Raw genomic sequence first — 25,627 nt, forward strand, 5'->3', positions numbered from 1 at the left:
AGCCTGGGGGAGAGCCTAGCTAGTGCGCTGTACGCCCCTCGCGGCTCTCGCAGAGTTCGTCGAGCACCAGCGCGTCGGGCTCGATGCCGGTGCTCCAGTGCACCATCAGCACGATGATCTTGAGCTCGTCGAGCGCGACCGGATCGCCCGGTGCTGCCATGGCGCGCTCGATGACGATCTCGCGCAGGCCGCAGGACAGCACGTTCGACGATTCGAGAAAGCGGATGAAGCCCAGGCAGTCGGCGCCCAGGTGCTCCTGCTCGGCCTGCGAATAGACCCGCATGGCGTTGTCCGACTGGGGCAGGGCCGCTTCGGTCACGCCGCGCAGCGTGACCGTGGCCACGGCGTCGTCGCCGGGACTTCGTTCGAGCTGCATGCCCTGCGTGGCAAGGCTCAGGCCGTCGAGCCAGTGCAGCGCATCGCGGATTTCTTCTGCCTCGAAGCCGTGGGCGCTGAGCTTGCGGCCCAGTTGTTCGGGTTCGGGGCAGGCATCGCCGCGCCAATAGTTTTCGTAGACAAACACGAGCACTTCGAACATGGGCCCAATATAGCCGAGGAAACGTGGCTTGCCCCAGGCTTCGTGCACTTCGTGTCACGCGCGCCTTCCCCCCACCGGGGGCAACACCGGCGGCCCGGCAAAGCCGGTTCCGCGGTGTTTCACGAAAAAGCGGGCGCGGGCCCGGGCGTCAGCCGATGGCTGCTCGCTGGAACAGGCCGCCGGGCAGGCGCGCGACGTGGCCGTCGAGCTCGAGTTCGAGCAGCCTGGCCTGCAACGCGGCGGCACTCCAGCCGGTGCGCGCGCTCAGCGCGTCCAGGCTCACGGGATCGAAGCCGAGCGCATCCAGCAAGGGCTCTTCGCGCGCGGCGGGCATAGCGCCGGCATCGCCGTTCGCGGCAGCCGGCGCCGCCGCGCTGCCCGCGTGCAGCGACGGCAGCTCCTCGAGGATGTCGTTGACCGATTCGACCAGCTTCGCGCCCTGGCGGATCAGCGCATGGCAGCCGCGCGACTGCGGCGAATGGATCGAACCCGGAATGGCGAACACTTCCTTGCCCTGCTCCGAGGTGAGCCGTGCGGTGATCAGCGAGCCCGATGCCAGCGCGGCTTCGACCACCAGCGTGCCGCGCGCCAGGCCGGCGATGAGGCGGTTGCGCTTGGGGAAGTTCTGCGTGAGCGGCGGCGTGCCGAGCGGCAGCTCGCTCACGATCAGGCCCTGCAGCGTGATGCGGTGCGCCAGGTCGCGGTGCCGCGCGGGATAGACGCGGTCCAGGCCGGTGCCCACCACGGCCACCGTGGCCAGCCGCGGCATGTCGCCGGCCGCATCGAGCGCGCCCTGGTGCGCGGCGCCATCGACCCCGAGCGCGAGGCCCGACACCACCGGCAGGCCCGCTTCGCCGAGCGCACGCGCAAAGGCGCGGGCGTTGGCGGCGCCCTGCGGCGTGGGGTTGCGGCTGCCGACCACCGCAATGCTGTGGCCGAGCTGGGTCAGGTCGAAGTCCGCGGCGCCGAGCACGTAGAGCATCAGCGGCGGGTCGGCCATTTCGAGCAGCGAGGCGGGGTAGGCGGCATCGCCCAGCGTGACCAGGCGGCGCGCGGCGCCGTCATCGTGGCCGGGCTGCAGCCATTGCCAGGTCTGGTCGAGCTGGGCCTGCAGGCCCGGCGGCGGCTGGTGCAAGGCATCGGCCTGCGCCGCCGACACCACCTGGCGCAGCGCCTCGCCCGTCTGCGCAAAGACTTTCTCGGGCAGGCCGAAGGCCGCCAGCAGCCGGCGCGCGGCGCCATCGCCGATGCCCGGCGTCAGTGAAAGCCGCAGCCAGCCTGCGAGTTCTGCTCGGTCCAAATGAAGCGGAGAAAGAAGAAAACGGAAAAAGCGTCAGGGATTGACGAGGAAGTCGCCCGCCTTCGGAGTGTCGGTGATCTCGAGCACCAGTGCGTACGAAACCTTTTCGAAGGGCCGGAACACCATCAGCAAGCCGATGCGTTCGTTCGGCAGCTTGATGGTTTCCTTGCGCGCGCCGGTGCGGTCGAGAATGGTCTCGCCGTTCTTGAGGATGGCCAGCACGTGGCCGCTGTCGATGCCGTCGCGGGTGCCCTTGTTGATGGCCACCACCTGGTTCTGGGCCGCGAACTGCACCGCGTTGCCATAGACCGAGATGATGCGGCCCTCGACCTGCGTGGTGGGGGCGCGCGGCACATAGCTCAGCAGCTGGCGCGGCGGTTCGGGCAGCAGGCGGTCGCCGGCGCGGATTTCCTCGCGCGCCGCGATGATGTCGACGCTGGCCGGCACCACGGTGATGACGTCCTTGTCGTTGGTGGTCTCGACCGTGGTCGATTCGCCACGCTGGAGCTGCGCCTTGCCCAGGTACTGCGCCTCGTAGCCGAGGATTTCACCGGTTCCCGGGTCCTTCAGCGGCGTGGCGCTGCGGAACACGCGGAAATTCTTCAGCGGGCCGGGCGTTTCGAGCAGCGGCGTCTCGGCGTTGCCGCGCGCATAGGCACGGTCGCCGCGCGACAGCAGGACGCGGCTGTCGTTGCCCGCGACGATGCGCGGCGCGGCCTGCAGCGTGTCGGCATCGACCACGATCGGCTCGCTCAGGAAGGGCTCGATGACACTCGGGTTGAGCGTGGGCAATGCCATGCCGGCCAGCGAGTCGAAGCGCGTGCGCGGCGACAGCTTGATGGTGCCGCTGTCGGCGCTGCCGCCCGCGCCGCGGCGCATGGTCAGGCGTGCGCGGCCGCCGGTCTTGTCCAGGTAGAGAACCTGGCCGGGGTAGATGCGGTGCGGGTTCGCGATTTCGCTGATGTTCATGCCCCACAGTTCCGGCCAGCGCCAGGGGCGCAGCAGGTAGAGGCGCGAGATGGCCCACAGCGTGTCGCCGGGCTTGACCGTGTATTCGTCCGGCGCATTGGGCGCCAGCTCGCTCAGCGGAACGCCGTTCTGGGCGGTTTGCTGGGCGGTGGCGCGCTGCTGCGGCGTGACGGGGTAGTTCTGCGCCCACGCCGTTGTGCCGCCAGTGATCACCGCAAGGGCAGCCAACGTGGCGAGAAGATGCGGGCGCTGGCGGACAGTGATTCGGAGCTTTTTCATGTCTGGATGGGTGAGCGCGCCGCGTATCGGCGCGCATACGAATCTCACAATTTGCTACGAATTCTGCGCCCGAAGCCCTTGGGAGGGCAACGTTTTCAGGCGATCCGGAGTCGCCGCGTCGCGGAATTGGCGAAAATAGCCACAACTTTCTCCCTGTTTCATGGCCAAACGAATCATTCTGAGTTACCCGGACAAGCGCCTGCACACGGTTGCCAAGCCCGTGCAGGGCGTCGACGCGCGCATCAAGGCCCTGGTGGCCGACATGCTCGAGACCATGTACGACGCCAGCGGCATCGGCCTGGCCGCGACCCAGGTCGACGTGCACGAGCGGCTGGTCGTCATCGACGTGTCCGAGGAACGCAACGAGCCGCTGGTGCTCATCAACCCCGAAATTATCTGGGCAAGCGACGAAAAGGTGTTGAACGAAGAGGGCTGTCTCTCGGTGCCGGGCATCTACGACGGCGTCATGCGCTCCACCTCGGTCAAGGTCCAGGCGCTGGACGAGAACGGCGAACTGCGCACCATCGAGGCCGAAGGCCTCCTGGCCGTGTGCATCCAGCACGAGCTCGACCACCTGCTGGGCAAGGTGTTCGTCGAATACCTGTCGCCGCTCAAGCGCAACCGCATCAAGAGCAAGCTGCTCAAGCAGCAGCGGGAAGAAGCCAAAGAGGGCCGGGCATGAAAGCCTCCCTGCGGCCCTGGGCGCTCGGCCTTGCCGCAGTGCTCGTGCTTGCGGGCTGCGCCAGCGAACCCACGCGCATCGTTCCCGGCACCACCGCCGCCGAAACCCTGCAGCGCCTGGGCCCGCCCACGGGCCGCTATCCGCTCACCGGCGGCGGCGAGCGCCTCCAGTATTCGCGCATGCCGGCGGGCTTCGAGGTCACCGACATCGACGTCGATGCTTCCGGCAAGGTCGTCTCCGTGACCCAGGTGCTCAGCGAGGCGCGCTTCGGCCACGACATCAAGGTCGACCAGTGGCGCCAGAACGACGTGCTCGCCTTCTATGGCCGGCCTTTTGAAATCAGCCGCGTGAGCTCGTTCGACGGCGTGATCTGGACCTGGCGCTACAAGGCCGTGAACGAGCGCCGCATGCTCTATATCTACATCGACCCCACCGGCGTGGTTCGCCGCTATCACACGGGGGACGACCTCGAACTCGTCCGGATCCGCGATTGACTGCGCTCAAGGTCGTTTTCGCGGGCACGCCCGAGTTCGCGCGCGCCGCGCTCGAAGCCATTGCCGCCGCCGGCCATGAGATCGCGCTGGTGCTGAGCCAGCCCGACCGGCCCGCGGGCCGCGGCATGAAGCTGCAGGCCTCTCCCGTCAAGCAATGCGCCGCCGCCCACGGCTGGCCGGTGGCGCAGCCGCGCAGCCTGCGGCTGGACGGCAAGTACCCGGAAGACGCCGCGGCCGCGCGCGAGGCGCTGCTGGCGGCCGCGCCCGACGTGATGGTGGTGGCGGCCTACGGCCTCATCCTGCCGCAATGGGTGCTCGACCTGCCGGCGCACGGCTGCCTCAACATCCACGCGAGCCTGCTGCCGCGCTGGCGCGGCGCTGCGCCCATTCACCGCGCCATCGAGGCCGGCGACGCGCAGACCGGCATCACCATCATGCAGATGGACGCCGGCCTGGACACCGGCGACATGCTGCTGCGCGAAGCCGTCGACATCGGCAGCGACAACACCGCCCGGCTGCACGACCGCCTGGCCGAACTGGGCGGCCGCATGATCGTCCAGGCGCTGGCCGACATCGGCCACCTTGTGCGTACGCCGCAGCCGGACGAAGGCGTCACCTACGCGAGCAAGGTCGAGAAGCACGAAGCCCAGGTCGACTGGAGCCAGCCGGCCGACGCCATCGTGCGGCGCATCCGGGCCTTCGACCCGTTTCCGGGCGCCAACAGTTCGCTCGACGGCGAGACCATCAAGCTCTGGGCCGCGCATGCAGCGCCGCCGGCCGAGGTCTCGTCGGCCGCGCCGGGCACCCTGCTGGCCGTGAGCGACGCCGGCCTTGCGGTGGCAGCGGCCGGCTCGATCGTGATGGCCACCGAACTGCAGCGGCCCGGCGGCAAGCGCCTGGCCGTGGCCGACTTCCTGCGCGGCTTCGACCTGAAGCCCGGGCAGCGGTTCGGCTGATGTTCCTTTCCGCAGCCATCCGCCGCCGCCCCGAATTCCGCGCCGGCATCCGCGACATGTCCTCGGCCGCGCTGGGTATCGGCGCCTGGGGCCTGATGACCGGCGTGGCCATGGTCAAGTCGAACATGAGCGTGCTGGAGTCGGTGGCCATGACGCTGCTGGTCTACGCCGGCAGCTCCCAGCTCGCGGCCATTCCGCTCTTGTTCGCGGGCGCGCCGGCCTGGGTGATCCTGGCCACGGGCTTTTGCGTCAACCTGCGCTTCGTGGTCTTCAGCCTGCACCTGCGGCCCTACCTCATGCACATGCCGCGCTGGCGCCGCATGACGCACGGCTACCTGACGGCCGACCTGAGCTATGCGCTCTTCACCCGGCAATACGCGGCACCGCCGGCCACCGTCGCCGAGCAGCAGTCGCAGGAGGCCTACCTCACCGGCAACTACTTCGTGACCTGGTGCTCCTGGATGGGCATGAGCCTCCTGGGCATTGCGCTGGCCAACTTCATTCCGCAGAGCTGGGGCCTGGGCTTTGCCGGTGTGCTGAGCCTGGTGGCGATCGTCTGCTCGATGGCCACCACGCGGCTGCGCGTGCTGGCCGCGCTGGTCGCCAGCGCCACCGCGGTGGCCGCCTATGCCCTGCCGCTCAAGCTCAACATCGTGGTGGCCATTGGCGCCGCGGTGCTGCTGTGCTTCTGGCTCGAGAGGCGGTTCGGGCTCGACCCCGACGCGGAGGACGACAAGTGAAGGGCACCGACCTGTGGACGATGGGCGTGATCGTCGGGCTGGCTGCGGTCACGGTGCTCACGCGCTGCTTCTTCTTCATCCTCGACCGGCCCTGGGGCCTGCCCGAGTGGGCGCACCGCGCGCTGCACTACGCACCGGCCGCCGCGCTGGCCGGCGTGATCGCGCCCGAGATCGTGATGACCCAGGGCCACCTGATCACCACGCTGCACGACGCGCGCCTGTATGCGGCCGTGGTCGGCGCCGCTTACTACTACTGGCGGCGCGGCGTGCTCGGCACGATGCTCGCGGGCATGGCGGTGTACCTGCCGCTGCACCTGGGCCTCGGCTGGTAGCCGGCGGCACTTCCTTTCAGTCCAGCTTCACGCCGGCGGCCTGGATGATCTTGCCCCAGCGATCGCTCTCGGCCCGCGAGAGCTTGTAGAAATCCTGCGGCGTGCCCGGCAGCGCCTCGAAGCCGAACTCCGAGAACAGCTTCGCCACCTTCGGTGCCTTCATCGCCTTGTGCAGTTCGCCGTTGATGCGCGCCACCGCCTCGGGCGGCATGCCGGCCGGGCCGATCAGGCCGTGGAAGGCGTAGGCATTGACGTCGCTGAAGCCGGCCTCGACGAAGGTGGGCACCTCGGGCAGAGCGCTCGCGCGCTGCGGCAGCGCAATCGCCAGCACCCGCACCTTGCCCGCCTTGATGATCGGCAGGCCCGAGGCCAGGTCGAGCATCATCGTGGGCACCTGGCCCCCCATCAGGTCGGTCATGGCGGGCGCGGCGCCCTTGTAGGGCACGTGCGTGATGGTCAGGCCGGCCTTCTGCTTGAAGAGCTCCATCGCCACGTGGTGCGGCGAGCCGTTGCCGGGCGAGGCATAGCTCGCCTTCTCCGGGTTGGCCTTCACGTAGCGCACGAACTCGGCCACGTTCTTCGCGGGAAAGTCCGGGTGCACCACCAGCGCCACCGGAAAGCGGCCGATGGCGCCGATGTAGGTGAAGTCGCTCGCGGGCTTGTAGGGCAGCCTGGCGAACATGTGCTCGTTGAAGAGCAGCGCCGCGTTCTCGGCCTGCATGATGGTGTAGCCGTCGGGCTTGGCCTGCATCAGCACCGAGACGCCGATGTTGGTCGATGCGCCCGGCCGGTTGTCGATGACGAGCGGCTGCCCCAGCGAAGGCTGCATCGCCTCGGCCAGCGAGCGCGCCAGGTTGTCGGTGCCGCCGCCGGCCACGTAGGGCACGATCCATTTGACCGGCTGGCTCGGATAGGCGGCGGGCTGCTGCGCGGATGCGAAGGGGGCGGCCAGCGCGAGGGCCGCGGCCACGAGGGGAATCAGTCGCTTCATCATTTCGTGTCTCCGTTGCTTGACTTGAAATCTGTTCGGGTCATTCGCCGCGCAGCGTCTGCCACAGCGCGCGGTCGCGCTCCGCGGTCCACACCACGGGATGTTCGATGCCGCGCAGTTCGTCGTAGGCGCGCGAGACATCGAAGGGCAGTACGTGCTGGAATACGGGCCAGCTGCCGAAGCGCGGCGCCATCGCCGCTTCGGCGCGCGCGAAGCAGCCCTTGAGCGTTTCGCCCGCGGCAATGCCGGCCTTCACGCTGTCGAGCAGGGCCTGGAGAAAGGCCTGGGTGAGCCCGATGGCCTCGGCGCATTCGGCCTCGCCCTGCAGCACGGCGCCGCGGCCCGGCACCAGCACGCGCGGCTTCAAGGCCTGCACCGCATCGAGCGTGCCGGACCAGTCGCCGATGTAGGCGTCGCCCGCGTAGACGCCGCAGCGGTTCTCGACCACGTCGCCCGAGAACAGCACGCCGCAGTCGGGCAGCCATGCGACCGTGTCGCCGCTCGAATGGCCGCGGCCCAGGGCCATCAGGCGGAGCTCGCGGTTCTGGCCGCGATGGGGGCCGAGCCAGAGGCTCATCTCGCGCTCGAAGCTCTGCGTCGGAAAGGTCAGGCCCGGAATCTCCTCGACGCCCGCGAAGAGGCGCGGGAAGCGGCCGACCTCCGAATCGAAATCGGCCTGGCCGCGCGTTCGGATCCAGTCGAGCGTGCCGTGGCTCGCGATGATGGCCTCGACCTCGCCGAAGGCGCTCGCGCCCATCACGCGCACTGCGTGGTAGTGCGTGAGCACGATGGTCTTGATCGGCTTGTCGGTCACCGTGCGGATGGCGGCCAGGAAGTCGCGCGCCATGCGCGGCGTGGGACGCGTGTCGATCAGCACCACCTGTTCGCCGCCGACGACGAAGCCGCAGTTCGGATCGAAGTCGCTGATGTAGCCATACACGTTGGGCGCGAGTTCGCGCAGTTGCGGCTTCTGCTCGCGCGTGTCGGAAGCCGAGGCGAAGGAGACGTTGCTGGTCATGGGGTGGCGGTAGTCGTGAGGTCTTCGGCCGCGGCGCGGATGCAGGCGAGCAGTACGGCGGAGTCGCCGCACTGGCTGGCCAGCAGCAGCACGAGGCGGGCGTTGAGGTCGGCGCTCCGCGCTTCGTCCAGGCCTTCGTGCGCGGCCAGCAGCGCGGCGTAGAAGCCGTCGGGGTCGGGAATGCGGGGCTCGGTGATCATGGGGCGTGCTGGTCGAGGGCGAGCGCCGTGCGCAGCGCGCTGGCGATCGCGTCGGGCGTGGCCTTCGGCAGCGTCGCGCCGCGGTAGGCATCGGGCCGCACGAGGACGAAGCTGCCCGCGTCGTGGAGGCCGAGGTGGCGCGTGAGCTTCTCGTCGGCCTGCAGCGTGGGCAGCCCGCTGTCGCCGCCGATGGCCAGCAGGCGCAGCGGCAGGGACGCCGTGGCGTCCATTGCCGCCCTGGCCGCGGCGCGCGTGGGGGCGAGCCACAGGCCCAGGCACTGCGTGCCCTCGGCCAGCAGCTGCATCAGCGTGGTCTCACGGCCATCGGCCCAGCGCAGCGGCAGGTTCTGCACCGTGCGTGCGCCTTCCGGCAACTGCGGCGCGGGCGGATAGTCGTTGGCGACCGACATGCGGCCGGTGTTGACCAGCGCACGCGCAAACGGATGGCGCGCGGCCAGCGCCACCACCGCGCGGCGCAGCGTGTGCTCGGCCGGCGAGCGCGGCGCAAGGAAGCGCGCCGAGCGGCTCGTCACCCTGAGGTTCTCCTTCGCGGCCGGCTGCCGTTCGGCGTCGTAGCTGTCGAGCAGCGCATCGCCCGCGCGGCCTTGCGCGACCAGCGCGAGCTTCCAGCCGAGGTTGGCCGCATCCTGGATGCCGCTGTTGCCGCCGCGCGCGCCGAAGGGACTCACCACGTGCGCGGCGTCGCCGATGAAGAACACGCGGCCGTGGCGGAAGCTGTCCAGCAGGTGGTCGCGGTAGCCGTACGGGCCGATCCAGACGAACTCGAATTCCACGCCCGGCCCGAGCTGCTCGCGTAGCCGCGCGCCCGCCACTTCGGGCCGGCTGATGTGGGCGGTGTCGCAGTCCTCGGGCATCTGGCAGTCGATGCGCCACACGCCATCGGCCATCAGGTGCTGCCAGACGCCGCGGCCTTCGTTGAAGGGTGCGTCGACCCAGGTCCAGCGCTCGGTGGGCAGCGGCTTCTTGAAGCGCACGTCGCTGATGCACCAGCGGTCGGTGCTGCGCGAGGCGTGTGCATCGATGCCGAGCTGCGTGCGGATCGGGCTGTTGGCGCCGGTCGCGTCGATCAGGCGGTCGGCCTCGATGGTGTAGCGGCCTGCGGGCGTTTCGACGTCGATGCGCACGCCATCGCTCAAGGGCTCGATGTGCGTCACGCGGCTCTTCCAGCGCGCGTCGGTCAGCCCGAGTTCGAGGATGCGCTCGACCAGGAACCACTCGACATAGAACTGCTGCAGGTTGATGAAGGGCGGCTGCCTGGAGACGCTCTCGGCCTGCAGGTTGAAGCTGTAGACCTCCTGCTCGCCCGAGAAGGTGCGCCCGAGCGACCAGGTGATGCCCTTGGCCGCGATGCGCTCGTAGATGCCGAGGCGCTCGAATATTTCGAGGCTCTTCTGCGCGTAGCAGATGCCGCGCGACGACGCGCCGCGCACGCCGACGGTGTCGTCCTCGTCGAGCAGCACCGCGCGCACGCCGCGTTGTGCCAGGTCGCAGGCCAGCGTGAGGCCCGAGGGGCCGGCGCCGACGATCACGATCGGGTGGCGAACGGTTTGGGTGCTGCCCAGTTCGGGCGGCGGCACGAAGGGCCAGACCGGCAACTCGTAGGCCGGCGCAAATGCAAAGCTTTCCATGTCTCTTCTACAGCGCGTGGGCGAATTCGGCGATGGCGTCGGCCGCCTTCGGAATCAGCTCGGGCTGGCCCGCGAGATAGTGGTTGCCGCCCACGATGTCGACGTTGCGGATGCGCGCACCGCCCGCGGCCATCCAGGCGGCGCGCGTGCTCGGGAAGGTCGACTGGTCGCCGGTGTAGGTCAGCAGCAGCTTCGCAACGCTGGTGCGCGCGAGGTTGGCCGGCCCATCGGCCTGCGAGCGCGAAGACCATTGCGAGAGAAACGCGGTGAGCGAGGTGGTGCGGCCCATCGCATTGGCCGAGTAGTTGACCTGGCGCGCATCGCCCCACACGCTGCCCGGCAGGCGGTCGTTGGCATCGAGCGAAAGGTCCACGCAGCGCGGATCGGCATGCGTGCGGTAGACGATGAAGGTCTGGTCGCGCGGCGCGCCCGGGGTGCTGCGCAGCAGCGCGAGGCGGTCGACGCACCATTGTTCGATGCGATCGAGCCGCGCTTTCTGCGCCGCGCTGAAGCGCGCGAGAAAACCGCGGTCGTAGGGCATGCGGTGGCGCGGGTCGTACATGTCGAGCTCGGGGTCCACCGAGAGCGGGTCGTGCTCGTCGGTGACGGACGGGTCGATCCAGTCGCGCATCAGCCGCGTGCGGCCCAGGTGCGCGGCGCACAGCGCAATGCCGTCCACGGGCGGCAGGTCGCCCGGGTGCAGGTGCGTGGGATCGCCGTCGGGCAGGTGGGTGGCGGTGAGCTTCTCGGCCTGCGCCTGGTAGAAGGCCGAGAGCGCCGCGCCGCCGGAATTGCCGACCAGGAACACCTTCTGGTAGCCGGCCGCGCGCAGGTACTGCACGCCGGCGCCCAGGTCCTGGATTGCGCGCTCCATCAGCAGCACCGTGTCGTTGCCCACGTAGCGCGAGTTCAGTCCCATGCAGCAGATGCCGCGCTCGGCCAGCGGGCCGATCAGGTAGTGGCCCATGAAGTTGCTGGTCGGGTGCATCACGATGGCCGCGACCTTCTTCGGGCCCGGCGGCGCGCGGAAGGCGCCGTAGATGCGCGGGCGCAGCATCTGCAGGCCCGACTGGCTCTCCATGGCCGCGCCGGGCTTCACGTCGATGACGGCGAGTTGCAGCTCAGACATGCGCCGCGCCTTTCGCCGTGCGCAGCCCGGCCTTGCGCACGGTCCACGCATCGAGGTCCGCGCGGGCGCGCAGCGCATGCGCCTCCATCTCGGCCTGCGGCACCGTCGGCGTGGTCAGCTCGACGCGAAGGCCGTTGGGATCGAAGAAGTAGATCGATTCGATGATGTGGTGGTCGGTCACGCCCAGCACTTCGACGCCCGCGCCCTCGAGCCGCGCCTTGGCGGCGAGCAGGTCGGCCACGGAATCGACCCGCAGCGCGATGTGGTTCACCCAGGCCGGCGTATTGGGCGAAGGCAGCGCGGCGACGTCGTCGCCCAGGTCGAAGAAGGCGATGTACGAACCATCGCGCATGCGGAAGAAGATGTGCACGTAGGGGCAGTACTCGCCCGTGCTCGGCACGTGGTCGCTCTTGATGACGTGCGCGAGCGGCAGGCCCAGCAGGTCTTCGTAGAAGCGGCGGGTTTCCTCGCTGTCGCGGCAGCGCCAGGCGAAATGGTGCAGCCCGCGAACTGGCGGGGCCGCGTGGACGGTCGTCGGCATGGCTTTCTTGTCTCCGGTGAGCCGCGATTGGGCAATGCCGCGTCTTATGATGCAATCGAAATTAATTCATCGATTGATGAAATAAGCATATGAATCTGACCCTGCGCCAATTGCGCGCCTTCGCGGCCGTGGCCGAGACCGGAAGCTTCACCGCGGCGGCGCAGCAGCTGCACCTCACGCAATCGGCGCTCAGCGTGCTGGTGCGCGAACTCGAGCGCGAGATCGGCGTGCAGCTGCTCGACCGCCACACGCGGCGCGTGCAGCTGTCGGAGGCCGGGCGCGAGTTCCTGCCTTCGGTGCACCGGCTGCTGGGCGACCTCGCGGGCGCGGTGGCCGGCGTCACGGATTTGCGTGACAAGAAGAAAGGGCTGTTGCGGCTTGCAGCGCCGCAGCTCATGGCCTGCACGCTGATGCCGCGCGTGATCGCGCTCTACCGCGAGGCCTTCCCCGACGTCGACGTGCGCCTGGCCGACACGCTGCCCGAGCACCTGCTGGCTGGCGTGGCGGCCGGCGACGTGGAACTCGCGGTGGGGCAGGACGTGGCGGTCGACGGCGCCATCGAGCGCCGCACGCTGTTTCGCGACCGGCACTGGCTGATCTGCCCGCCCGGCCACGCCTTTGCGAAACGCCGCAAGGTGCGCTGGCAAGAACTCGGCCCCTACACCTTCATTGCGCCCACGCGCGACTTCCGCCAGCGCGTGCTGCCCGAGCTGGCGCCGGCGGAGCGCGACTACATGCTGCGTCCCGGCACCCAGGAGGTGTCGTACATGACCACCGCGCTCGGCATGGTGGCCTCGGGGCTGGGGCTCACCGTGTGCCCGACCTATTCGGCGCCGCTGGTGCGCGCCCACGGCCTGCAGATGGTGCGGCTCGAATCGCCCGACTTCCATCGCGAGGTCTGCATCTACAGCGCGGCGCGGCGCACCCTGTCGCCCGCGGCCGCGAGCTTCGTCGAGATCCTCGAGCGCTACGCCCGGGCGCAGCCCAAGGGCTGACGAAAAGCATCGGCGCGCCGCAACAGGCGCTCAGGGTGGTGCCGGGGCCAAACCTACAATGGAAGGCGACCTGTCTTCCACCACCTCCTCCTCCAGATCCATGAACGTCATTCGATTCACCGACCTCTGCGCGCAGGGCAAGGCCGCCGGCCAGCGCGTCTTCATCCGTGCCGACCTCAATGTGCCGCAGGACGATGCCGGCCACATCACCGAAGACACGCGCATCCGCGCCGCGGTGCCCTGCATCCAGCTGGCGCTCGACGCCGGCGCAGCCGTGATGGTGACCTCGCACCTGGGCCGCCCGACCGAAGGCGAATTCAAGCCCGAGGACTCGCTCGCCCCCGTGGCCAAGCGCCTGGGCGAGCTGCTCGGCCGCGAAGTGCCGCTGGTCGCCAACTGGGTCGACGGCGTCGACGTCAAGCCCGGCCAGGTCGTGCTGCTCGAGAACTGCCGCGTCAACAAGGGCGAGAAGAAGAACGACGAGGCGCTCGCCCGCAAGCTCGCCGCACTCACCGACATCTATGTGAACGACGCCTTCGGCACCGCCCACCGCGCCGAAGCCACCACCTACGGCATCGCGCAGTTCGCCAAGGTGGCCGCGGCCGGCCCGCTGCTCGCGGCCGAGATCGACGCCATCACCAAGGCGCTGGCCCAGCCCAAGCGGCCGCTGGTGGCCATCGTGGCGGGCTCCAAGGTCAGCACCAAGCTCACCATCTTGAAGAGCCTGTCGGCCAACGTCGACCAGCTGATCGTCGGCGGCGGCATCGCCAACACCTTCATGCTCGCGGCCGGCCTCAAGATCGGCAAGTCGCTGGCCGAGCCCGACCTGGTCGACCAGGCCAAGGCAGTGATCGAATCCATGCGCGCGCGCGGCGCCGACGTGCCGATCCCGGTGGACGTGGTCACGGCCAAGACCTTCGCGGCCGATGCGCCCGCCAGCGTCAAGGACGCGAGCGGCGTGGCCGACGACGACCTGATCCTGGACATCGGCCCCAAGACCGCCGCGATCCTGGCCGCGCAGCTGCGCGAAGCCGGCACCATCGTCTGGAACGGCCCGGTGGGCGTGTTCGAGTTCGACGCCTTCGCGGGCGGCACCAAGGCCATCGCCCAGGCCATTGCCGAGAGCAGCGCGTTCTCGATTGCCGGCGGCGGCGACACGCTCGCGGCCATTGCCAAGTACGGCATCGAGAAGCAGGTCGGCTACATCTCGACCGGCGGCGGCGCCTTCCTCGAAGTGCTCGAGGGCAAGACGCTGCCGGCTTTCGAAATCCTTGCCAAGCGTGCCGCAGGCTGATTTTTCGCGCCCGCGCGGCGGTGCCCGCTTCCTGTTGTCACACAAAGTGTATACAGTAGCGGATACAAAATGGAGACAAGTTCAATGATCACGGATCGCCTTCCCCGCCACGCCACCAAGATCGTCGCCACGCTCGGCCCGGCGTCCAACACGCCCGAGCTGCTGGAGCAGATGATCCTGAACAAGGTCAGCGTGGTGCGGCTCAACTTCAGCCACGGCACCGCGCAGGACCACATCGACCGCGCGGCCATGGTGCGCGAGGCGGCACGCAAGACGGGCCGCGAGGTGGCGATCATGGCCGACCTGCAGGGCCCCAAGATCCGCGTCGGCAAGTTCGCGCAGGGCAAGGTCTGGCTCGAGCCGGGCGCCAAGTTCGTGCTCGACGCCTCGCGCACCGAGCCCGGCGACGCCGAGGCGGTCGGCCTCGACTACAAGGACCTGCCGCGCGACGTGCGCCCCGGCGACCGGCTGCTGCTGAACGACGGCCTCATCGTGCTCACGGTCGACGCGGTGCGCGGCGAGGCGGTGCACACCACCGTCAAGCTCGGCGGCGAGCTCTCCAACAACAAGGGCATCAACAAGCAGGGCGGCGGCCTCACGGCGCCGGCGCTCACCGCCAAGGACATGGAAGACATCAAGACCGCGATGAGCTTCCAGGCCGACTACGTGGCCGTGAGCTTTCCCAAGAACGCCACCGACATGGAAATGGCGCGCCAGCTTTGCAACGTGGCCGCGGCCGAATATGGCCACAAGCCCGGCCTGATCGCCAAGATCGAGCGCGCCGAGGCCATTCCCAAGCTGGAGGAAATCCTGCGCGCAAGCGACGGCATCATGGTGGCGCGCGGCGACCTGGCCGTCGAGGTGGGCAATGCTGCCGTGCCGGCGCTGCAGAAGAAGATGATCCGCATGGCGCGCGACATGGACAAGGTGGTGATCACCGCGACCCAGATGATGGAGTCGATGATCACCAACCCCGTGCCCACGCGCGCCGAGGTGAGCGACGTGGCCAACGCCGTGCTCGACGGCACCGACGCCGTGATGCTCTCGGCCGAGACCGCCTCGGGCCGCTATCCGCTCGAAACCGTGCAGGAGATGAGCCGCATCTGCGAGGCCGCCGAATCGGCCGAGGACAAGATGCTCGATGCCGACTTCAGCGGCAAGACCTACAGCCGCATCGACCAGTCGATTGCCATGGGCGCGCTGTTCACGGCCCACCACCTGGGCGCCAAGGCCATCGTCGCGCTCACAGAGTCGGGCTCCACGCCGCTGTGGATGAGCCGCCACCGCGCGCACATCCCGATGTACGCGCTGACCTCGCGCCTGGCCACGCAGCGCAGGATGGCGCTCTACCGCAACGTGCGCCCGCTGCTGATGGATTCGGAGAGCGACCGCGACACCGCGCTCGAGCAGGCCGAAGCCCACCTGAAGAAGCGCGGCATCGTGCAGACCGGCGATGTCTACGCCATCACCTGCGGCGAGCCGATGGGTGCCCCGGGCGGCACCAACATGCTCAAGATCTGCAGGGCGAGCTGAGCCCGCTTAGCCGTTCCTGAAGAGGAAGCTGTAGGCGTTCAGCGCGGGCACGCCGCCCAGGTGCGCATAGAGCACCTTCGAGCCGGCCGGGAATTCGCCCAGCCGCACCTTCTCGATCATCCCGTGCATCGACTTGCCCTCGTACACCGGGTCGGTCAGCATGCCTTCCAGGCGCGCGCAGAGGCGGATCGATTCCAGCGTGCCTTCGTTGGGCAGGCCGTATTCGGGGCCGCCGAAGCGGCGGTCGAGCACCACGTCCTTGTCGGTGATGTCGCGGCCCAGCTCGACCAGTTCGGCCGTGCCCTTGGCAATGCGCACGATCTGCGCGAAGGTCTGCTGCGGCTTGGCCGAGGCGTCGATGCCGATCACGCGGTCGGCCCGGCCGTCGGCCGCGAAGCCCACCACCATGCCGGCCTGCGTGCTGCCCGTGACCGAGCAGGTCACGATGTAGTCGAACTTGAAGCCCAGCTCGGCCTCCTGCTGCCGCACTTCTTCCGCAAAGCCGACGAAGCCCAGGCCGCCGCGCGGATGCTCCGAGCAGCCGGCCGGAATCGGAAAGGGCTTGCCGCCGGCCTTGCGCACGTCGGCCATGGCTTCTTCCCAGCTCTTGCGGATGCCGATGTCGAAGCCCGCGCTGTCCAGCCGCACGTCGGCGCCCATGATGCGGGACATCTCGATGTTGCCGACGCGGTCGTACACCGCATCGGAATAGTTGACCCAGTTCTCCTGCACCAGCACGCACTTCAGGCCCAGGTGCGCGGCCACGGCCGCCACCTGCCGCGTCTGGTTCGACTGGATGCCGCCGATCGACACCAGCGTGTCGTAGCCGCCCTCGAGCGCCTCGGGAATCAGGTATTCGAGCTTGCGCGTCTTGTTGCCGCCGAAGGCCAGGCCGCTGTTGCAGTCCTCGCGCTTGGCGTAGAGCTCGACCTCGCCGCCCAGGTGGGCGCTCAGGCGCTTGAGCGGATGGATCGGCGTGGGGCCGAAGGTGAGCGCGTGGCGGGGGAATTTCTTCAGGTTCATCGGTGCTGCTCCAGCAGAAAAGGGATGCCATCGATCGTAGGAAGAAGCCGCCGAAACGTGCTTGCAAACTTTGGTGGAATTTCGGCGCAAAAAAAGACAAGATCGGGGAATCAGCGGTTTTTGATTCGCCAGAACACAAATGAGCACAACAAAGTTGCGTAGCACGCCGGCACAGGCAGCCGAAGCGGCGGCGGAGCTCGACCGCACCGATCGCGCCATCCTGCGCGCCCTGCAGCGCGATGCCTCGGTGTCGAACGTGGCGCTGGCCGCCAAGGTCAACCTCAGCGCGCCGGCCTGCCTGCGCCGGGTCGAGCGGCTCAAGGCCGCGGGGCTCGTCAAGGGCATCGTGGCGCTGCTCGACGCCCAGGCGCTCGAGCTCGGCATGCTGGTGATGATCGGCGTGGTGCTCGACCGCTCCACGCCCGATTCCTTTGCCGATTTCGAGAAGGCCGCGCAAAAGGTCTCGGGCTGCCTCGAATGCCACGTGGTCACGGGCGAGTTCGACTACTTCATGCTCGTGCGAACGCGCGACAACGACAGCTTCAACCGCCTGCATGCGGAGCAGCTGCTGTACCTGCCGGGCGTGCGGCAGATCCGGACCTTCGTGGTGCTCAAGCAGGTGCTGTCGACCACGCAGCTGCCGATCTAGGAGCGCCTGCGGCTGCGCGCCGGCGGGCCTTGCGGCCCGTGTCAGTGCCGTCCCACAAGGGGGCTCGATAGAATTGGGGCAGTTTTCTCTCGTCTTTCCGCCTTCTTTTTTCCCAATTTCCGCGAGGTATTTCCCATGGCACTCGTCTCGATGCGCGAACTGCTGGACCACGCAGCCGCCAACGGCTACGGCATTCCGGCCTTCAACGTCAACAATCTCGAACAGGTCCAGGCCGTGATGGAGGCCGCCAAGGAAACCGGCGCGCCCGTCATCCTGCAGGCCAGCGCCGGTGCCCGCAAATACGCCGGCGAAGCCTTCATCAAGCACCTGATCCAGGCCGCGATCGAGCAGTACCCCAACATCCCGCTGGTCATGCACCAGGACCACGGCCAGAACCCGGACGTCTGCAAGGGCGCCATCGACCTGGGCTTCAGCTCGGTCATGATGGACGGCTCGCTCGAGGCCGACGGCAAGACCATTGCCAGCTACGACTACAACGTGGACGTCACCAAGAAGGTGTCGGACATGGCCCACCGCCTGGGCGTGACCGTCGAAGGCGAGCTCGGCTGCCTGGGCTCGCTCGAGACCATGAAGGGCGACAAGGAAGACGGCCACGGCACCGACGACACCATGACGCGCGAACAGCTGCTGACCGATCCCGAGCAGGCCGCCGACTTCGTCAAGCGCACCCAGATCGACGCGCTGGCCATTGCCATCGGCACCAGCCACGGCGCCTACAAGTTCACGCGCGAGCCCACCGGCGACATCCTGGCGATCGACCGCATCAAGGAAATCCACCGCCGCATTCCCAACACCCATCTGGTGATGCACGGCTCGTCCAGCGTGCCGCAGGAGCTGCTGGCCATCATTCGCCAGTACGGCGGCAACATGAAGGAAACCTACGGCGTGCCCGTGAAGGAAATCCAGGAAGCCATCAAGCACGGCGTGCGCAAGATCAACATCGACACCGACATCCGCCTGGCCATGACCGGCGCGGTGCGCAAGTTCCTAGCCGAGAACCCCGAGAAGTTCGACGCCCGCGAATGGCTCAAGCCCGCGCGCGAAGCCGCCAGGCTGATCTGCAAGCAGCGCTACATCGAGTTCGGCTGCGAAGGCCAGGGCGCCAAGATCAAGGGCGACACGCTGCAGGTCGTTGCCGCCAAGTACGCCAAGGGCGAGCTCGCGCAAGAAGTGGTCTGAAGACAAACTTTTTCCGCGATTCGCAGGCCACCGTTCGCGGTGGCTTTTTTCTGCGCGCACAATCCGTTTTCCCCGTCACCCGTTTCCGCACAGCAGCACCGTCCCATGACCACCGTCCACACCTCTTCCATCCAGAGCCTGCCCCTGCTTGCGCGCGGCAAGGTGCGAGACAACTACGCCGTCGGCGAAGACCGCATCCTGATGGTCGCGAGCGACCGGCTCAGCGCCTTCGACGTGATCATGGGCGAGCCGATTCCGGGCAAGGGCGAGATCCTCACGCAGATGGCGCTTTGGTGGTTCGACCGCCTCGGCCAGCTGTGCCCCAACCACCTGACGGGCGAGGCGCCCGAGAGCGTGGTCACACCCGAAGAAGTGCCGCAGGTCACCGGCCGCTCGATGCTGGTCAAGCGCCTGACGCCGATCCCGGTCGAGGCCGTGGTGCGCGGCTACCTGGCCGGCAGCGGGTGGAAGGAGTACCAGGAAAGCCGTTCGGTCTGCGGCGTGCCGCTGCCCGAAGGGCTCACCAACGCGAGCAAACTGCCGCGCCCGATCTTCACGCCCGCCGCCAAGGCTGCGGCCGGCGAGCACGACGAGAACATCAGCTACGACCGCGTGGTCGAGATCGTCGGCCCCAAGCTGGCGCAGCAGATCCGCGAGACCAGCCTCGAGATCTACGAAACCGCTGCGCAGATCGCGCTGGCCAAGGGAATGATCATTGCCGACACCAAGTTCGAGTTCGGACTGGACGAGGCCGGCACGCTGGTGCTGATGGACGAGGTGCTCACGCCCGACAGCTCGCGCTACTGGCCGGTCGAGGGCTACCAGGCCGCGCTGGCCGCGGGCGCCAATCCGCCGAGCTACGACAAGCAGTTCGTGCGCGACTGGCTCGAAGCCACCAAGATCAACGGCAAGCCCTGGGACAAGACCCCGCCGGCGCCGCGCCTGCCGGCCGAAGTGATCGAAAAGACCGCGGCCAAGTACCGCGAGGCGCTGGAGCGCCTTACCGGCTGAAGTGTTGGCCCCCCGGCTTTTCACTTCGCTTCGCTGCGTGTAATTCGCCACCCCCCGAGGGGGAGGCGCGGCCCGCCTTGGGGCGGCCCGGCGGCGGCCGCATTGGCCCCCCGGCTTTTCACTTCGCTTCGCTGCGTGTAATTCGCCACCCCCCGAGGGGGGCGCGGCCCGCCTTGGGGCGGCCCGGCGGCGGCCGCATTGGCCCCCCGGCGACGCCCGCCTCAGCGGTTCGCCGAGTTCAGCGTGGCCACGGTCCGCCCGCTCGCGTCGAGCAGTGCGAGCCGTCCCGGGCCGGCCAGGCGGTAGGTCGCGGTGGTCTGCAGCGCCGAGATGAATTGCGCCTCGTTGGCGCCGCGCACCGGGTCCGCGCAGGCCATGCGGGTCGAGGCCAGCTGGCCGATGCGCAGCGTGATGCCGCTGCGCGTGAACGACCCCGACACGCGGTTGCAGCCGCCCGTTCCGCTGACGCGCCCGCTGCTGCGGTCGAACTGGATCTGCGCTTCACCGCCGGGCGGCATGGGCTCGTCGCCCAGCTGCACCAGGCGCCAGACCGGCCCTTCGATCGGCTCGTCGAGGCTGATGCCGCTGCCGCAGCCGGCCAGGGCGGCGGCCATCAGTGCGGTCGCGAAAACGGAAAGCGCGATGCGGGCGCGGTGGCGGGCGGGAAAGCGCATGGCCGGTGTGTCCTTCTCAATTGCAACAAGTTGAATCGCCGCCATCGTATGCGAGGCCGCCCCGGCTCGCCAAGATGCTTGCGTTTGCCGCAATCGGCCGCGCAGCCCGGTTCAGCTCAGCTCAGCACCACGCTGCTGAGCCGGCGGCGGTAGGTGGCCACCACCGGATCGTCCGGCGGAATCTGGCCGTCCGCCACCTTCACCTTGGGCGGCTCGATCAGGTCGAGGATCGCGATGTAGGTCTTGCGCGCGAGCTCCTCGTTCCAGGTCTTGTCGCGCATCAGGATCTCGAGCAGCTCGTCCATGGCGTCGGTCCAGCGCTGCGCGGCCATCAGCAGGCGGGCGCGGGCGAAGCGGGCGTCGAAGTCGCGCTTGCCGGCGGCGATCTTCGCGTCGAGCTCGGCGATGGCGGGCGCGGCGCCCGACACCGGCGCGGCAAAATCGAGGGCGTCCATCCAGCGCTGCAGCGAATCGAAGCGGCGCACCAGCGTGGTCCTGGCGATCACCGGCGCGAACGCCACCTTGGCATCGTCGATGCGGCCCATCTGCAGCAGCAGCTTGATGTAGTCGAAGCGCGCGTCGTCGTTGGCCGGATCGGTCGCCACCGCATGCTGCAGCCGCTCGAGCGCGCCCTCGGTGTCGCCTTCGGCCAGCGCTTCCTGGGCCGCGGCCTCCTGGGAGGCGGCTTCGAGCTGCTCGGCGGCGGGCACGTGCTTGTCGAGGAATTCGCGGATCTTGTCGGCCGGAATGGCGCCCACGAAGCCGTCGACCGGCTGGCCGTCCTTGAACATCACGCAGAACGGGATGCTGCGCACGCCGAACATTTCGGACAGCTGCGACGAGATCTGGGGCACCTTGTCGGCGTCCAGCTTGGCCAGCGTGAAGCGGCCGGCGTACTCGGTTTCGAGCTTTTCGAGCACCGGGCCGAGCTGCTTGCACGGTCCGCACCATTCGGCCCAGATGTCGAGCAGCACCGGCGTGGCGACCGAGCCTTCGATCAGTTCGGCCTGAAAATTTTCGAGAGTGATGTCGATCATCGGGAACAACTGGGGGTGAAACGTAAAATTGGAACCATGAACGAAACCATTCAGGTCGGTGTAGTGATGGGCTCGAACTCCGATTGGGAGACGATGCGCAACGCGGTCGAGATTCTCCAGCAATTCGGGATCCAGCACGAAGCGAAGGTGGTCTCGGCCCACCGGATGCCCGATGCGCTCTTCGCGTATGCCGAAAGCGCCGCCGGGCGCGGGCTCGCAGCGATCATCGCGGGCGCGGGCGGCGCCGCCCACCTGCCGGGCATGCTGGCCGCCAAGACCACGGTGCCGGTGCTCGGCGTGCCGGTGGCCAGCCGCCACCTGCAGGGCGTCGATTCGCTCTACAGCATCGTGCAGATGCCAAAGGGCGTGCCGGTGGCCACCTTTGCCATCGGCAACGCGGGGGCGGCCAATGCGGCGCTGTTCGCGGTGGCCATGCTGGCGGTGAACGACCCGGCGCTGCGGGCCCGGCTCGATGCCTTCCGCGCCGCGCAAACCGCCGCGGCCGAGGCCATGACACTGCCGCCGCCGCCGGATGCCGCTGCCGTGTCGCCGTTCTCGCCCCAGGGCGGGGGTGCGCTGTGAACGGCAACAACGGCCTTCCCATTCTTCCGGGCGCCACGCTCGGCGTGCTCGGCGGCGGCCAGCTCGGCCGCATGTTCGCCCATGCCGCCCAGCGCATGGGCTATTTCACGGCCGTGCTCGACCCCGACGCCGACAGCCCCGCCGGCCGCGTGAGCCACCACCACATCCACACCGACTACGCCGACGTCGACGGCCTGGCGCGGCTCGCGGGCCTGGCCGATGCGGTCACGACCGAGTTCGAGAACGTGCCGGCGCCCTCGCTGGAGAAGCTGTCGGTGGCCCGGCCCGTGGCCCCCGACGCGGGCGCCATCGCCATCGCGCAGGACCGAATCGCCGAAAAGGCCCATTTCACGCGCTGCGGCGTGGCCTGCGCGCCCTATGCGGTCATCGAGACCGCGGCCCAGCTCGCCGCCGTCGAAGATGTGCTGCTGCCCGGCATCCTCAAGACCGCGCGCCTGGGCTACGACGGCAAGGGCCAGCAGCGCGTGTCCACGCGCGCCGAACTGGTCGACGCCTGGCAGGCCGCGGGCTGCGTGCCCTGCGTGCTCGAGAAGCTGCTGCCGCTCGAATTCGAATGCTCGGTGATCGTCGCGCGCGGCCGCGACGGGCAGCTGGTGCACTTTCCGCCGCAGCGCAACCTGCATCGCGACGGCATCCTGGCCGTGACCGAGGTGCATGCGCAGAACATGCCCAAGACCGTGGCGCAGGCGGCCATCAATTCGGCCAAGAGCATTGCCACCGGGCTGGACTACGTGGGCGTGCTGTGCGTGGAGTTCTTCGCGCTGGCCGACGGCTCGCTGGTGGTGAACGAAATGGCGCCGCGGCCGCACAACAGCGGCCACTACACCATGGAAGCCTGCGACGTCTCGCAGTTCGAGCTGCAGGTGCGCACCCTCGCGGGCCTGCCGCTGGCCGCGCCGCGCCAGCACAGCCCGGCGATCATGCTGAACCTGCTGGGCGACCTGTGGTTCACCGCGGGCGGCGACAAGCCGGTGGCGCCGCGCTGGAGCGAAGTGCTCGCGCTGCCCGGCGTGCACCTGCACCTCTACGGCAAGATCGAACCGCGCCGCGGCCGCAAGATGGGCCATCTGACCCTCACCGGCGCCACGCTCGAAAGCGTGCGCGCCGCGGCTTCCCGGGCCGCCACCGTGCTCGGCCTGCCGGCGCTGTCGGCGGCCGACTTCGCATGATCCTCGACGGCCAATCCCCGGAAGCCATTGCCGAGGCCGTGCGCGTGCTGCGCGCGGGCGGGCTGGTCGCATTCCCGACCGAAACCGTCTACGGCCTGGGCGCCGACGCCACCAGCGACATGGCGGTGGCCGGCATCTTCAAGGCCAAGGGCCGGCCGGCCGACCATCCGCTGATCGTCCACGTGGCGGCCGGCATCAAGGGCACCGAGGCGCTGTCGCGCTTCGCGCAGCCGCTGCCGCCCTTCGCGCAGAAGCTGGTGCAGGCCTTCTGGCCCGGCCCGCTGACGCTGATCGTCACTCGCCAGCCCGGCGTGGCGGCCGCGGCCGCCGGCGGGCAGGACACCATCGGCCTGCGCTGCCCGTCGCATCCGGTCGCGCAGGCCCTGCTCGAGGCCTGCGCCGAGCAGGGCGTGCCGGGGCTCGCGGGCCCGAGCGCCAACCGCTTCGGCCGCGTGAGCCCCACCACCGCGCAGCATGTGCATGACGAGTTCGGCGATGCGCTGACGGTGATCGACGGCGGCGCCTGCGAGGTCGGCATCGAGTCGACCATCGTCGACTGCAGCCGCGGCGCGCCCGTGCTGCTGCGCCCGGGCCTGATCACGCGCGCGCAAATCGAGGCCGCCGCGGGCGAGCGCCTGAGCAACCGCGAGGTGCTCGAGACGCCCGATCCGCGCGCCTCCGGCACGCTCGAGGCGCACTACGCGCCGAACGCCAAGCTGCGGCTGATGGATGCCAAGGCCATCCAGGCCGGCCTCGACGTGCTCGGCCCGGGCGCGGCCCACATCGCGGTGTGGACGCGCGCCGAGGTGCGCAGCCACTCCCAGCGCGTGCTGCAGCGGCGCATGCCGGACGACGCGGCGGCCAGCGCGCACCAGCTGTTCGCGGTGCTGCGCGAGTTCGATGCCGAGGGCGTCAAGCTGATCTGGGTCGAGACGCCGCCCGACACGCCCGAATGGGAAGGCGTGCGCGACCGCCTGCATCGCGCTTCAATGGGCTGACCCCTCAAGCCTTCGCTAGCCGCCGGCGGCCAGCACGCCCTGGAAGAAGCCACGCGCCGAAGCCAGGCAGAACGGCGGCGCCAGGGTGCCGTGGTAGGCCAGGGTGACGGCCTGCCGCTTGTCGGCGTCGCTGCCGGGGGTGTTCTGCGCCAAGGTGCTCTTGGCCTGGGCGAAGCCGGCGCGCGCGGCTGAATAGGCATCGGTGGTGCCCGGATCCTCGAGGTCGACCACCGTCAGCGCGGCGGCGGGCATGCCGCGGGCGCGGAAGTAGCCGGCGGTGGCGCGGGTGCTCAGGAAGTTCACGGTCGGATCGTTGGCGCCGCCGCACATGAGGACCGGCCGCGTCGGCAGCCAGTTGCGCAGGTCGTTGGCGCGCGCCGCCTTGCGGAAGCCCACGGCCGGCCGGCAATCGAGCGGCGATGTCGTGCTCAGCGAGGCGGCCGTGGCGGGCAGCGCATTGCCGGGGCAGGGATTCGCCTGGATGTCGCCGGCCGCCTGCGTCAGGTAGCTCTGGCGGATCAGGTTGTTGGCGCCATAGAAGATCGACAGCTCCGGGCTCACAGGCCCCGGCGTTGCACCGGCGGGAAACAGCGCGAGCTGCGGCAGCTTGCCGTTGGCATAAAGGGTGGCGATGGGCGTCAGGCTCGGCAGCAGGGTGTCGATGCCGGTGGCGTACTGCGACTCGTAGACGTCGCCGGTACTGCCGTAGACATCGCCGAACTGCTGCTGCCAGCTGGCCGAGAGCAGCGGCACGAAGAGCGTGCTGCCGAGCGCCGGCCAGCCCATGAAGGGGTAGTCCGCCAGCAGGCCGATGGCCGAAGGCGCCGAGAGCGCCGCCGACGCCGTCACCGCCCGGCCCGTGGCCTGCATCTCGCGGTGCGCCGCCAGCGCCACGTAGCCGCCCTGCGAATAGCCGGTGATCAGCAGCGAGCCGGCGTCGCTGGCGCTGATGCCCGCGAAGGTCTTGCGCGCCGCGGTCAGCGCATCGACCATGTCCTTGCCCTGCTGGTCGCCGTTGAGATACGGGTGGTAGGCCAGCGTCGACTTGTCGTAGCCCGCGTAGTTGGGCGCCACCACGATGTAGCCCTGCGCCGCGAACATGGCGGCGACCGTCAGGCCTTCGCCGGCGGCCGGCTGGGTGGAATCGGTCCACCTGGCAAGGTTGTAGTTGCGAGCGGCGGTGGTGCCGTGCGCATACAGCACCACCGGCCGCGGCCCGTTGCAGGCCACGTCGGCGCCGGTGGGCAGCATGATCGCGGCGGTGGCGTTGGTGGCTTCGTTCTTGCCGCCGACGGTGCGGTACTCGAGATAGCGCACCTCGACCCCGCACCTGGGCGTGCCGGCCACCTGCAGCAGGGCCTTGCCCTGGTCGGTAGCCTGGAGGCTGGTGCGGAACTGGTCGGCCGAGAGCTTGGCGGTCTGCTCGGGCGGGTCCGTGACGACCGTGCCGCGGCCGGTGTCGCCGGCCGGCGGCGGCAGGCCGATGCCGATGCTGCCTCCACCACCACCACCGCCGCCACAGGCCGCCAGCAGCAGCGTGGCGCCGGCGAGTGCCGCAATCTTGTGCAGCGGAGTGGGGAGTTGTCGTTGCGGCTTTTTCAAGGCGTGGCTCCTGCGTGTCGT

27 protein-coding genes are annotated in these 25,627 nt (G+C 69.2%); 14 read left to right on the forward strand and 13 right to left on the reverse strand.

The window, feature by feature from the left end:
* Window positions 1-19 precede the first annotated feature (19 nt).
* The 3 genes from L1081_RS21120 to L1081_RS21130 form a co-directional block, all read right to left on the reverse strand.
* Window positions 20-538 carry a DUF494 family protein gene (locus tag L1081_RS21120; RefSeq protein WP_489413931.1) on the reverse strand — a complete coding sequence of 173 codons (519 nt, stop codon included), beginning with the start codon at window positions 536-538 and terminating at the stop codon, window positions 20-22.
* Window positions 539-686: 148 nt separating this feature from the next.
* On the reverse strand, window positions 687-1,838 hold the full coding sequence (gene dprA, locus L1081_RS21125) for a DNA-processing protein DprA (RefSeq protein ID WP_489413932.1): 1,152 nt from the start codon (window positions 1,836-1,838) through the stop codon (window positions 687-689).
* 33 nt (window positions 1,839-1,871) lie between these two features.
* On the reverse strand, window positions 1,872-3,086 hold the full coding sequence (locus L1081_RS21130; protein WP_489413933.1) for a LysM peptidoglycan-binding domain-containing protein: 1,215 nt from the start codon (window positions 3,084-3,086) through the stop codon (window positions 1,872-1,874).
* Between the two features lie 160 nt (window positions 3,087-3,246).
* On the opposite strand from L1081_RS21130, the gene def reads away from it, so the two are divergent.
* The 5 genes from def to L1081_RS21155 are packed head-to-tail and all read left to right on the forward strand — an operon-like array spanning window position 3,247 to window position 6,290.
* Complete coding sequence (gene def, locus L1081_RS21135; protein ID WP_015867852.1) at window positions 3,247-3,768, forward strand: peptide deformylase; 522 nt, start codon at window positions 3,247-3,249, stop codon at window positions 3,766-3,768.
* On the forward strand, window positions 3,765-4,262 hold the full coding sequence (locus L1081_RS21140; protein WP_489413934.1) for a hypothetical protein: 498 nt from the start codon (window positions 3,765-3,767) through the stop codon (window positions 4,260-4,262). Before def ends, L1081_RS21140 begins: the two co-directional genes overlap by 4 nt.
* Window positions 4,259-5,218 carry a methionyl-tRNA formyltransferase gene (gene fmt, locus L1081_RS21145; RefSeq protein ID WP_489413935.1) on the forward strand — a complete coding sequence of 320 codons (960 nt, stop codon included), beginning with the start codon at window positions 4,259-4,261 and terminating at the stop codon, window positions 5,216-5,218. Before L1081_RS21140 ends, fmt begins: the two co-directional genes overlap by 4 nt.
* Window positions 5,218-5,958 (forward strand): AzlC family ABC transporter permease, encoded by a 741-nt coding sequence (locus L1081_RS21150; RefSeq protein ID WP_124959063.1) that lies wholly within the window; start codon window positions 5,218-5,220, stop codon window positions 5,956-5,958. The genes fmt and L1081_RS21150 overlap by 1 nt, the downstream gene beginning before the upstream one ends.
* The gene (locus tag L1081_RS21155) at window positions 5,955-6,290 is read left to right on the forward strand and encodes a branched-chain amino acid transport AzlD family protein (RefSeq protein ID WP_018905216.1); all 336 of its coding nucleotides are present in this window, start codon (window positions 5,955-5,957) and stop codon (window positions 6,288-6,290) included. Before L1081_RS21150 ends, L1081_RS21155 begins: the two co-directional genes overlap by 4 nt.
* A gap of 16 nt (window positions 6,291-6,306) precedes the next feature.
* On the opposite strand, the gene L1081_RS21160 is transcribed toward L1081_RS21155, so the two are convergent.
* Genes L1081_RS21160 through L1081_RS21185 form a run of 6 tightly spaced genes read right to left on the reverse strand, consistent with a single transcriptional unit; the run spans window position 6,307 to window position 11,818 of the window.
* Window positions 6,307-7,281, reverse strand: coding sequence for a tripartite tricarboxylate transporter substrate-binding protein (locus L1081_RS21160; RefSeq protein ID WP_489416820.1), 975 nt, complete (start codon window positions 7,279-7,281; stop codon window positions 6,307-6,309).
* A gap of 40 nt (window positions 7,282-7,321) precedes the next feature.
* Entirely contained in the window at window positions 7,322-8,299 is a 978-nt protein-coding gene (locus L1081_RS21165; RefSeq protein ID WP_489413936.1) for an MBL fold metallo-hydrolase, read from the reverse strand.
* Window positions 8,296-8,499, reverse strand: coding sequence for a DUF2783 domain-containing protein (locus tag L1081_RS21170; RefSeq protein WP_489413937.1), 204 nt, complete (start codon window positions 8,497-8,499; stop codon window positions 8,296-8,298). Before L1081_RS21170 ends, L1081_RS21165 begins: the two co-directional genes overlap by 4 nt.
* On the reverse strand, window positions 8,496-10,148 hold the full coding sequence (locus L1081_RS21175; RefSeq protein WP_489413938.1) for an FAD-dependent oxidoreductase: 1,653 nt from the start codon (window positions 10,146-10,148) through the stop codon (window positions 8,496-8,498). The genes L1081_RS21170 and L1081_RS21175 overlap by 4 nt, the downstream gene beginning before the upstream one ends.
* Window positions 10,149-10,155: 7 nt before the next feature.
* Complete coding sequence (locus tag L1081_RS21180; RefSeq protein ID WP_489413939.1) at window positions 10,156-11,277, reverse strand: alpha/beta hydrolase family protein; 1,122 nt, start codon at window positions 11,275-11,277, stop codon at window positions 10,156-10,158.
* Entirely contained in the window at window positions 11,270-11,818 is a 549-nt protein-coding gene (locus tag L1081_RS21185) for a VOC family protein (protein ID WP_489413940.1), read from the reverse strand. The genes L1081_RS21180 and L1081_RS21185 overlap by 8 nt, the downstream gene beginning before the upstream one ends.
* Window positions 11,819-11,907: 89 nt before the next feature.
* Between L1081_RS21185 and L1081_RS21190 the strand changes: the two genes are divergently transcribed.
* The 3 genes from L1081_RS21190 (at window position 11,908) to pyk (ending at window position 15,640) form a co-directional block, all read left to right on the forward strand.
* On the forward strand, window positions 11,908-12,813 hold the full coding sequence (locus L1081_RS21190; protein ID WP_489413941.1) for a LysR substrate-binding domain-containing protein: 906 nt from the start codon (window positions 11,908-11,910) through the stop codon (window positions 12,811-12,813).
* A 100-nt stretch (window positions 12,814-12,913) separates the two neighbouring features.
* Window positions 12,914-14,107, forward strand: coding sequence for a phosphoglycerate kinase (locus L1081_RS21195; RefSeq protein ID WP_489413942.1), 1,194 nt, complete (start codon window positions 12,914-12,916; stop codon window positions 14,105-14,107).
* Window positions 14,108-14,191: 84 nt separating this feature from the next.
* Window positions 14,192-15,640: a pyruvate kinase gene (gene pyk / locus L1081_RS21200; RefSeq protein WP_489413943.1), complete on the forward strand. Its 1,449-nt coding sequence runs from the start codon at window positions 14,192-14,194 to the stop codon at window positions 15,638-15,640.
* 6 nt (window positions 15,641-15,646) lie between these two features.
* On the opposite strand, the gene L1081_RS21205 is transcribed toward pyk, so the two are convergent.
* Complete coding sequence (locus tag L1081_RS21205; RefSeq protein WP_489413944.1) at window positions 15,647-16,663, reverse strand: 1-aminocyclopropane-1-carboxylate deaminase; 1,017 nt, start codon at window positions 16,661-16,663, stop codon at window positions 15,647-15,649.
* A gap of 139 nt (window positions 16,664-16,802) precedes the next feature.
* Here L1081_RS21205 and L1081_RS21210 point away from each other — a divergent pair, with 139 nt between their 5' ends.
* The 3 genes from L1081_RS21210 (at window position 16,803) to L1081_RS21220 (ending at window position 19,523) form a co-directional block, all read left to right on the forward strand.
* The gene (locus L1081_RS21210) at window positions 16,803-17,312 is read left to right on the forward strand and encodes an Lrp/AsnC family transcriptional regulator (protein ID WP_145739257.1); all 510 of its coding nucleotides are present in this window, start codon (window positions 16,803-16,805) and stop codon (window positions 17,310-17,312) included.
* Window positions 17,313-17,447: 135 nt separating this feature from the next.
* Window positions 17,448-18,512 carry a class II fructose-bisphosphate aldolase gene (gene fba, locus L1081_RS21215; RefSeq protein WP_018905207.1) on the forward strand — a complete coding sequence of 355 codons (1,065 nt, stop codon included), beginning with the start codon at window positions 17,448-17,450 and terminating at the stop codon, window positions 18,510-18,512.
* Between the two features lie 105 nt (window positions 18,513-18,617).
* On the forward strand, window positions 18,618-19,523 hold the full coding sequence (locus L1081_RS21220) for a phosphoribosylaminoimidazolesuccinocarboxamide synthase (RefSeq protein ID WP_192327598.1): 906 nt from the start codon (window positions 18,618-18,620) through the stop codon (window positions 19,521-19,523).
* Window positions 19,524-19,744: 221 nt separating this feature from the next.
* On the opposite strand, the gene L1081_RS21225 is transcribed toward L1081_RS21220, so the two are convergent.
* Both L1081_RS21225 and L1081_RS21230 read right to left on the reverse strand, forming a co-directional pair.
* A complete protein-coding gene (locus L1081_RS21225; RefSeq protein WP_489413945.1) occupies window positions 19,745-20,197 on the reverse strand; it encodes an META domain-containing protein in 453 nt (150 codons plus the stop codon).
* Window positions 20,198-20,313: 116 nt separating this feature from the next.
* Window positions 20,314-21,234 (reverse strand): tetratricopeptide repeat protein, encoded by a 921-nt coding sequence (locus L1081_RS21230; RefSeq protein ID WP_489413946.1) that lies wholly within the window; start codon window positions 21,232-21,234, stop codon window positions 20,314-20,316.
* Window positions 21,235-21,270: 36 nt separating this feature from the next.
* Between L1081_RS21230 and purE the strand changes: the two genes are divergently transcribed.
* Genes purE through L1081_RS21245 form a run of 3 tightly spaced genes read left to right on the forward strand, consistent with a single transcriptional unit; the run spans window position 21,271 to window position 24,004 of the window.
* The gene (gene purE / locus L1081_RS21235; RefSeq protein ID WP_489413947.1) at window positions 21,271-21,816 is read left to right on the forward strand and encodes a 5-(carboxyamino)imidazole ribonucleotide mutase; all 546 of its coding nucleotides are present in this window, start codon (window positions 21,271-21,273) and stop codon (window positions 21,814-21,816) included.
* Complete coding sequence (locus L1081_RS21240) at window positions 21,813-23,006, forward strand: 5-(carboxyamino)imidazole ribonucleotide synthase (RefSeq protein WP_489413948.1); 1,194 nt, start codon at window positions 21,813-21,815, stop codon at window positions 23,004-23,006. The genes purE and L1081_RS21240 overlap by 4 nt, the downstream gene beginning before the upstream one ends.
* Window positions 23,003-24,004, forward strand: a complete 1,002-nt coding sequence (locus L1081_RS21245) for an L-threonylcarbamoyladenylate synthase (RefSeq protein ID WP_124959047.1) — start codon at window positions 23,003-23,005, stop codon at window positions 24,002-24,004. Before L1081_RS21240 ends, L1081_RS21245 begins: the two co-directional genes overlap by 4 nt.
* 15 nt (window positions 24,005-24,019) lie before the next feature.
* Here L1081_RS21245 and L1081_RS21250 read toward each other — a convergent pair whose 3' ends face one another.
* Window positions 24,020-25,606 (reverse strand): prolyl oligopeptidase family serine peptidase, encoded by a 1,587-nt coding sequence (locus L1081_RS21250; protein WP_489413949.1) that lies wholly within the window; start codon window positions 25,604-25,606, stop codon window positions 24,020-24,022.
* Window positions 25,607-25,627 lie beyond the last annotated feature (21 nt).

The sequence above is a fragment of the Variovorax sp. MSC1_012 genome (assembly GCF_023667525.1).
Lineage (GTDB): Bacteria > Pseudomonadota > Gammaproteobacteria > Burkholderiales > Burkholderiaceae_C > Variovorax > Variovorax beijingensis_B.

What these genes read in the sequence shown, in the direction of transcription:
- L1081_RS21120 (WP_489413931.1), bottom strand. Translation starts at nt 538, where the DNA reads ATGTTCGAAGTGCTCGTGTTTGTCTACGAAAACTATTGGCGCGGCGAT.
- L1081_RS21130 (WP_489413933.1), bottom strand. Translation starts at nt 3,086, where the DNA reads ATGAAAAAGCTCCGAATCACTGTCCGCCAGCGCCCGCATCTTCTCGCC.
- def (WP_015867852.1), top strand. Translation starts at nt 3,247, where the DNA reads ATGGCCAAACGAATCATTCTGAGTTACCCGGACAAGCGCCTGCACACG.
- L1081_RS21140 (WP_489413934.1), top strand. Translation starts at nt 3,765, where the DNA reads ATGAAAGCCTCCCTGCGGCCCTGGGCGCTCGGCCTTGCCGCAGTGCTC.
- L1081_RS21150 (WP_124959063.1), top strand. Translation starts at nt 5,218, where the DNA reads ATGTTCCTTTCCGCAGCCATCCGCCGCCGCCCCGAATTCCGCGCCGGC.
- L1081_RS21160 (WP_489416820.1), bottom strand. Translation starts at nt 7,281, where the DNA reads ATGAAGCGACTGATTCCCCTCGTGGCCGCGGCCCTCGCGCTGGCCGCC.
- L1081_RS21165 (WP_489413936.1), bottom strand. Translation starts at nt 8,299, where the DNA reads ATGACCAGCAACGTCTCCTTCGCCTCGGCTTCCGACACGCGCGAGCAG.
- L1081_RS21170 (WP_489413937.1), bottom strand. Translation starts at nt 8,499, where the DNA reads ATGATCACCGAGCCCCGCATTCCCGACCCCGACGGCTTCTACGCCGCG.
- L1081_RS21175 (WP_489413938.1), bottom strand. Translation starts at nt 10,148, where the DNA reads ATGGAAAGCTTTGCATTTGCGCCGGCCTACGAGTTGCCGGTCTGGCCC.
- L1081_RS21180 (WP_489413939.1), bottom strand. Translation starts at nt 11,277, where the DNA reads ATGTCTGAGCTGCAACTCGCCGTCATCGACGTGAAGCCCGGCGCGGCC.
- L1081_RS21185 (WP_489413940.1), bottom strand. Translation starts at nt 11,818, where the DNA reads ATGCCGACGACCGTCCACGCGGCCCCGCCAGTTCGCGGGCTGCACCAT.
- L1081_RS21190 (WP_489413941.1), top strand. Translation starts at nt 11,908, where the DNA reads ATGAATCTGACCCTGCGCCAATTGCGCGCCTTCGCGGCCGTGGCCGAG.
- L1081_RS21195 (WP_489413942.1), top strand. Translation starts at nt 12,914, where the DNA reads ATGAACGTCATTCGATTCACCGACCTCTGCGCGCAGGGCAAGGCCGCC.
- pyk (WP_489413943.1), top strand. Translation starts at nt 14,192, where the DNA reads ATGATCACGGATCGCCTTCCCCGCCACGCCACCAAGATCGTCGCCACG.
- L1081_RS21205 (WP_489413944.1), bottom strand. Translation starts at nt 16,663, where the DNA reads ATGAACCTGAAGAAATTCCCCCGCCACGCGCTCACCTTCGGCCCCACG.
- L1081_RS21210 (WP_145739257.1), top strand. Translation starts at nt 16,803, where the DNA reads ATGAGCACAACAAAGTTGCGTAGCACGCCGGCACAGGCAGCCGAAGCG.
- fba (WP_018905207.1), top strand. Translation starts at nt 17,448, where the DNA reads ATGGCACTCGTCTCGATGCGCGAACTGCTGGACCACGCAGCCGCCAAC.
- L1081_RS21220 (WP_192327598.1), top strand. Translation starts at nt 18,618, where the DNA reads ATGACCACCGTCCACACCTCTTCCATCCAGAGCCTGCCCCTGCTTGCG.
- L1081_RS21225 (WP_489413945.1), bottom strand. Translation starts at nt 20,197, where the DNA reads ATGCGCTTTCCCGCCCGCCACCGCGCCCGCATCGCGCTTTCCGTTTTC.
- L1081_RS21230 (WP_489413946.1), bottom strand. Translation starts at nt 21,234, where the DNA reads ATGATCGACATCACTCTCGAAAATTTTCAGGCCGAACTGATCGAAGGC.
- purE (WP_489413947.1), top strand. Translation starts at nt 21,271, where the DNA reads ATGAACGAAACCATTCAGGTCGGTGTAGTGATGGGCTCGAACTCCGAT.
- L1081_RS21245 (WP_124959047.1), top strand. Translation starts at nt 23,003, where the DNA reads ATGATCCTCGACGGCCAATCCCCGGAAGCCATTGCCGAGGCCGTGCGC.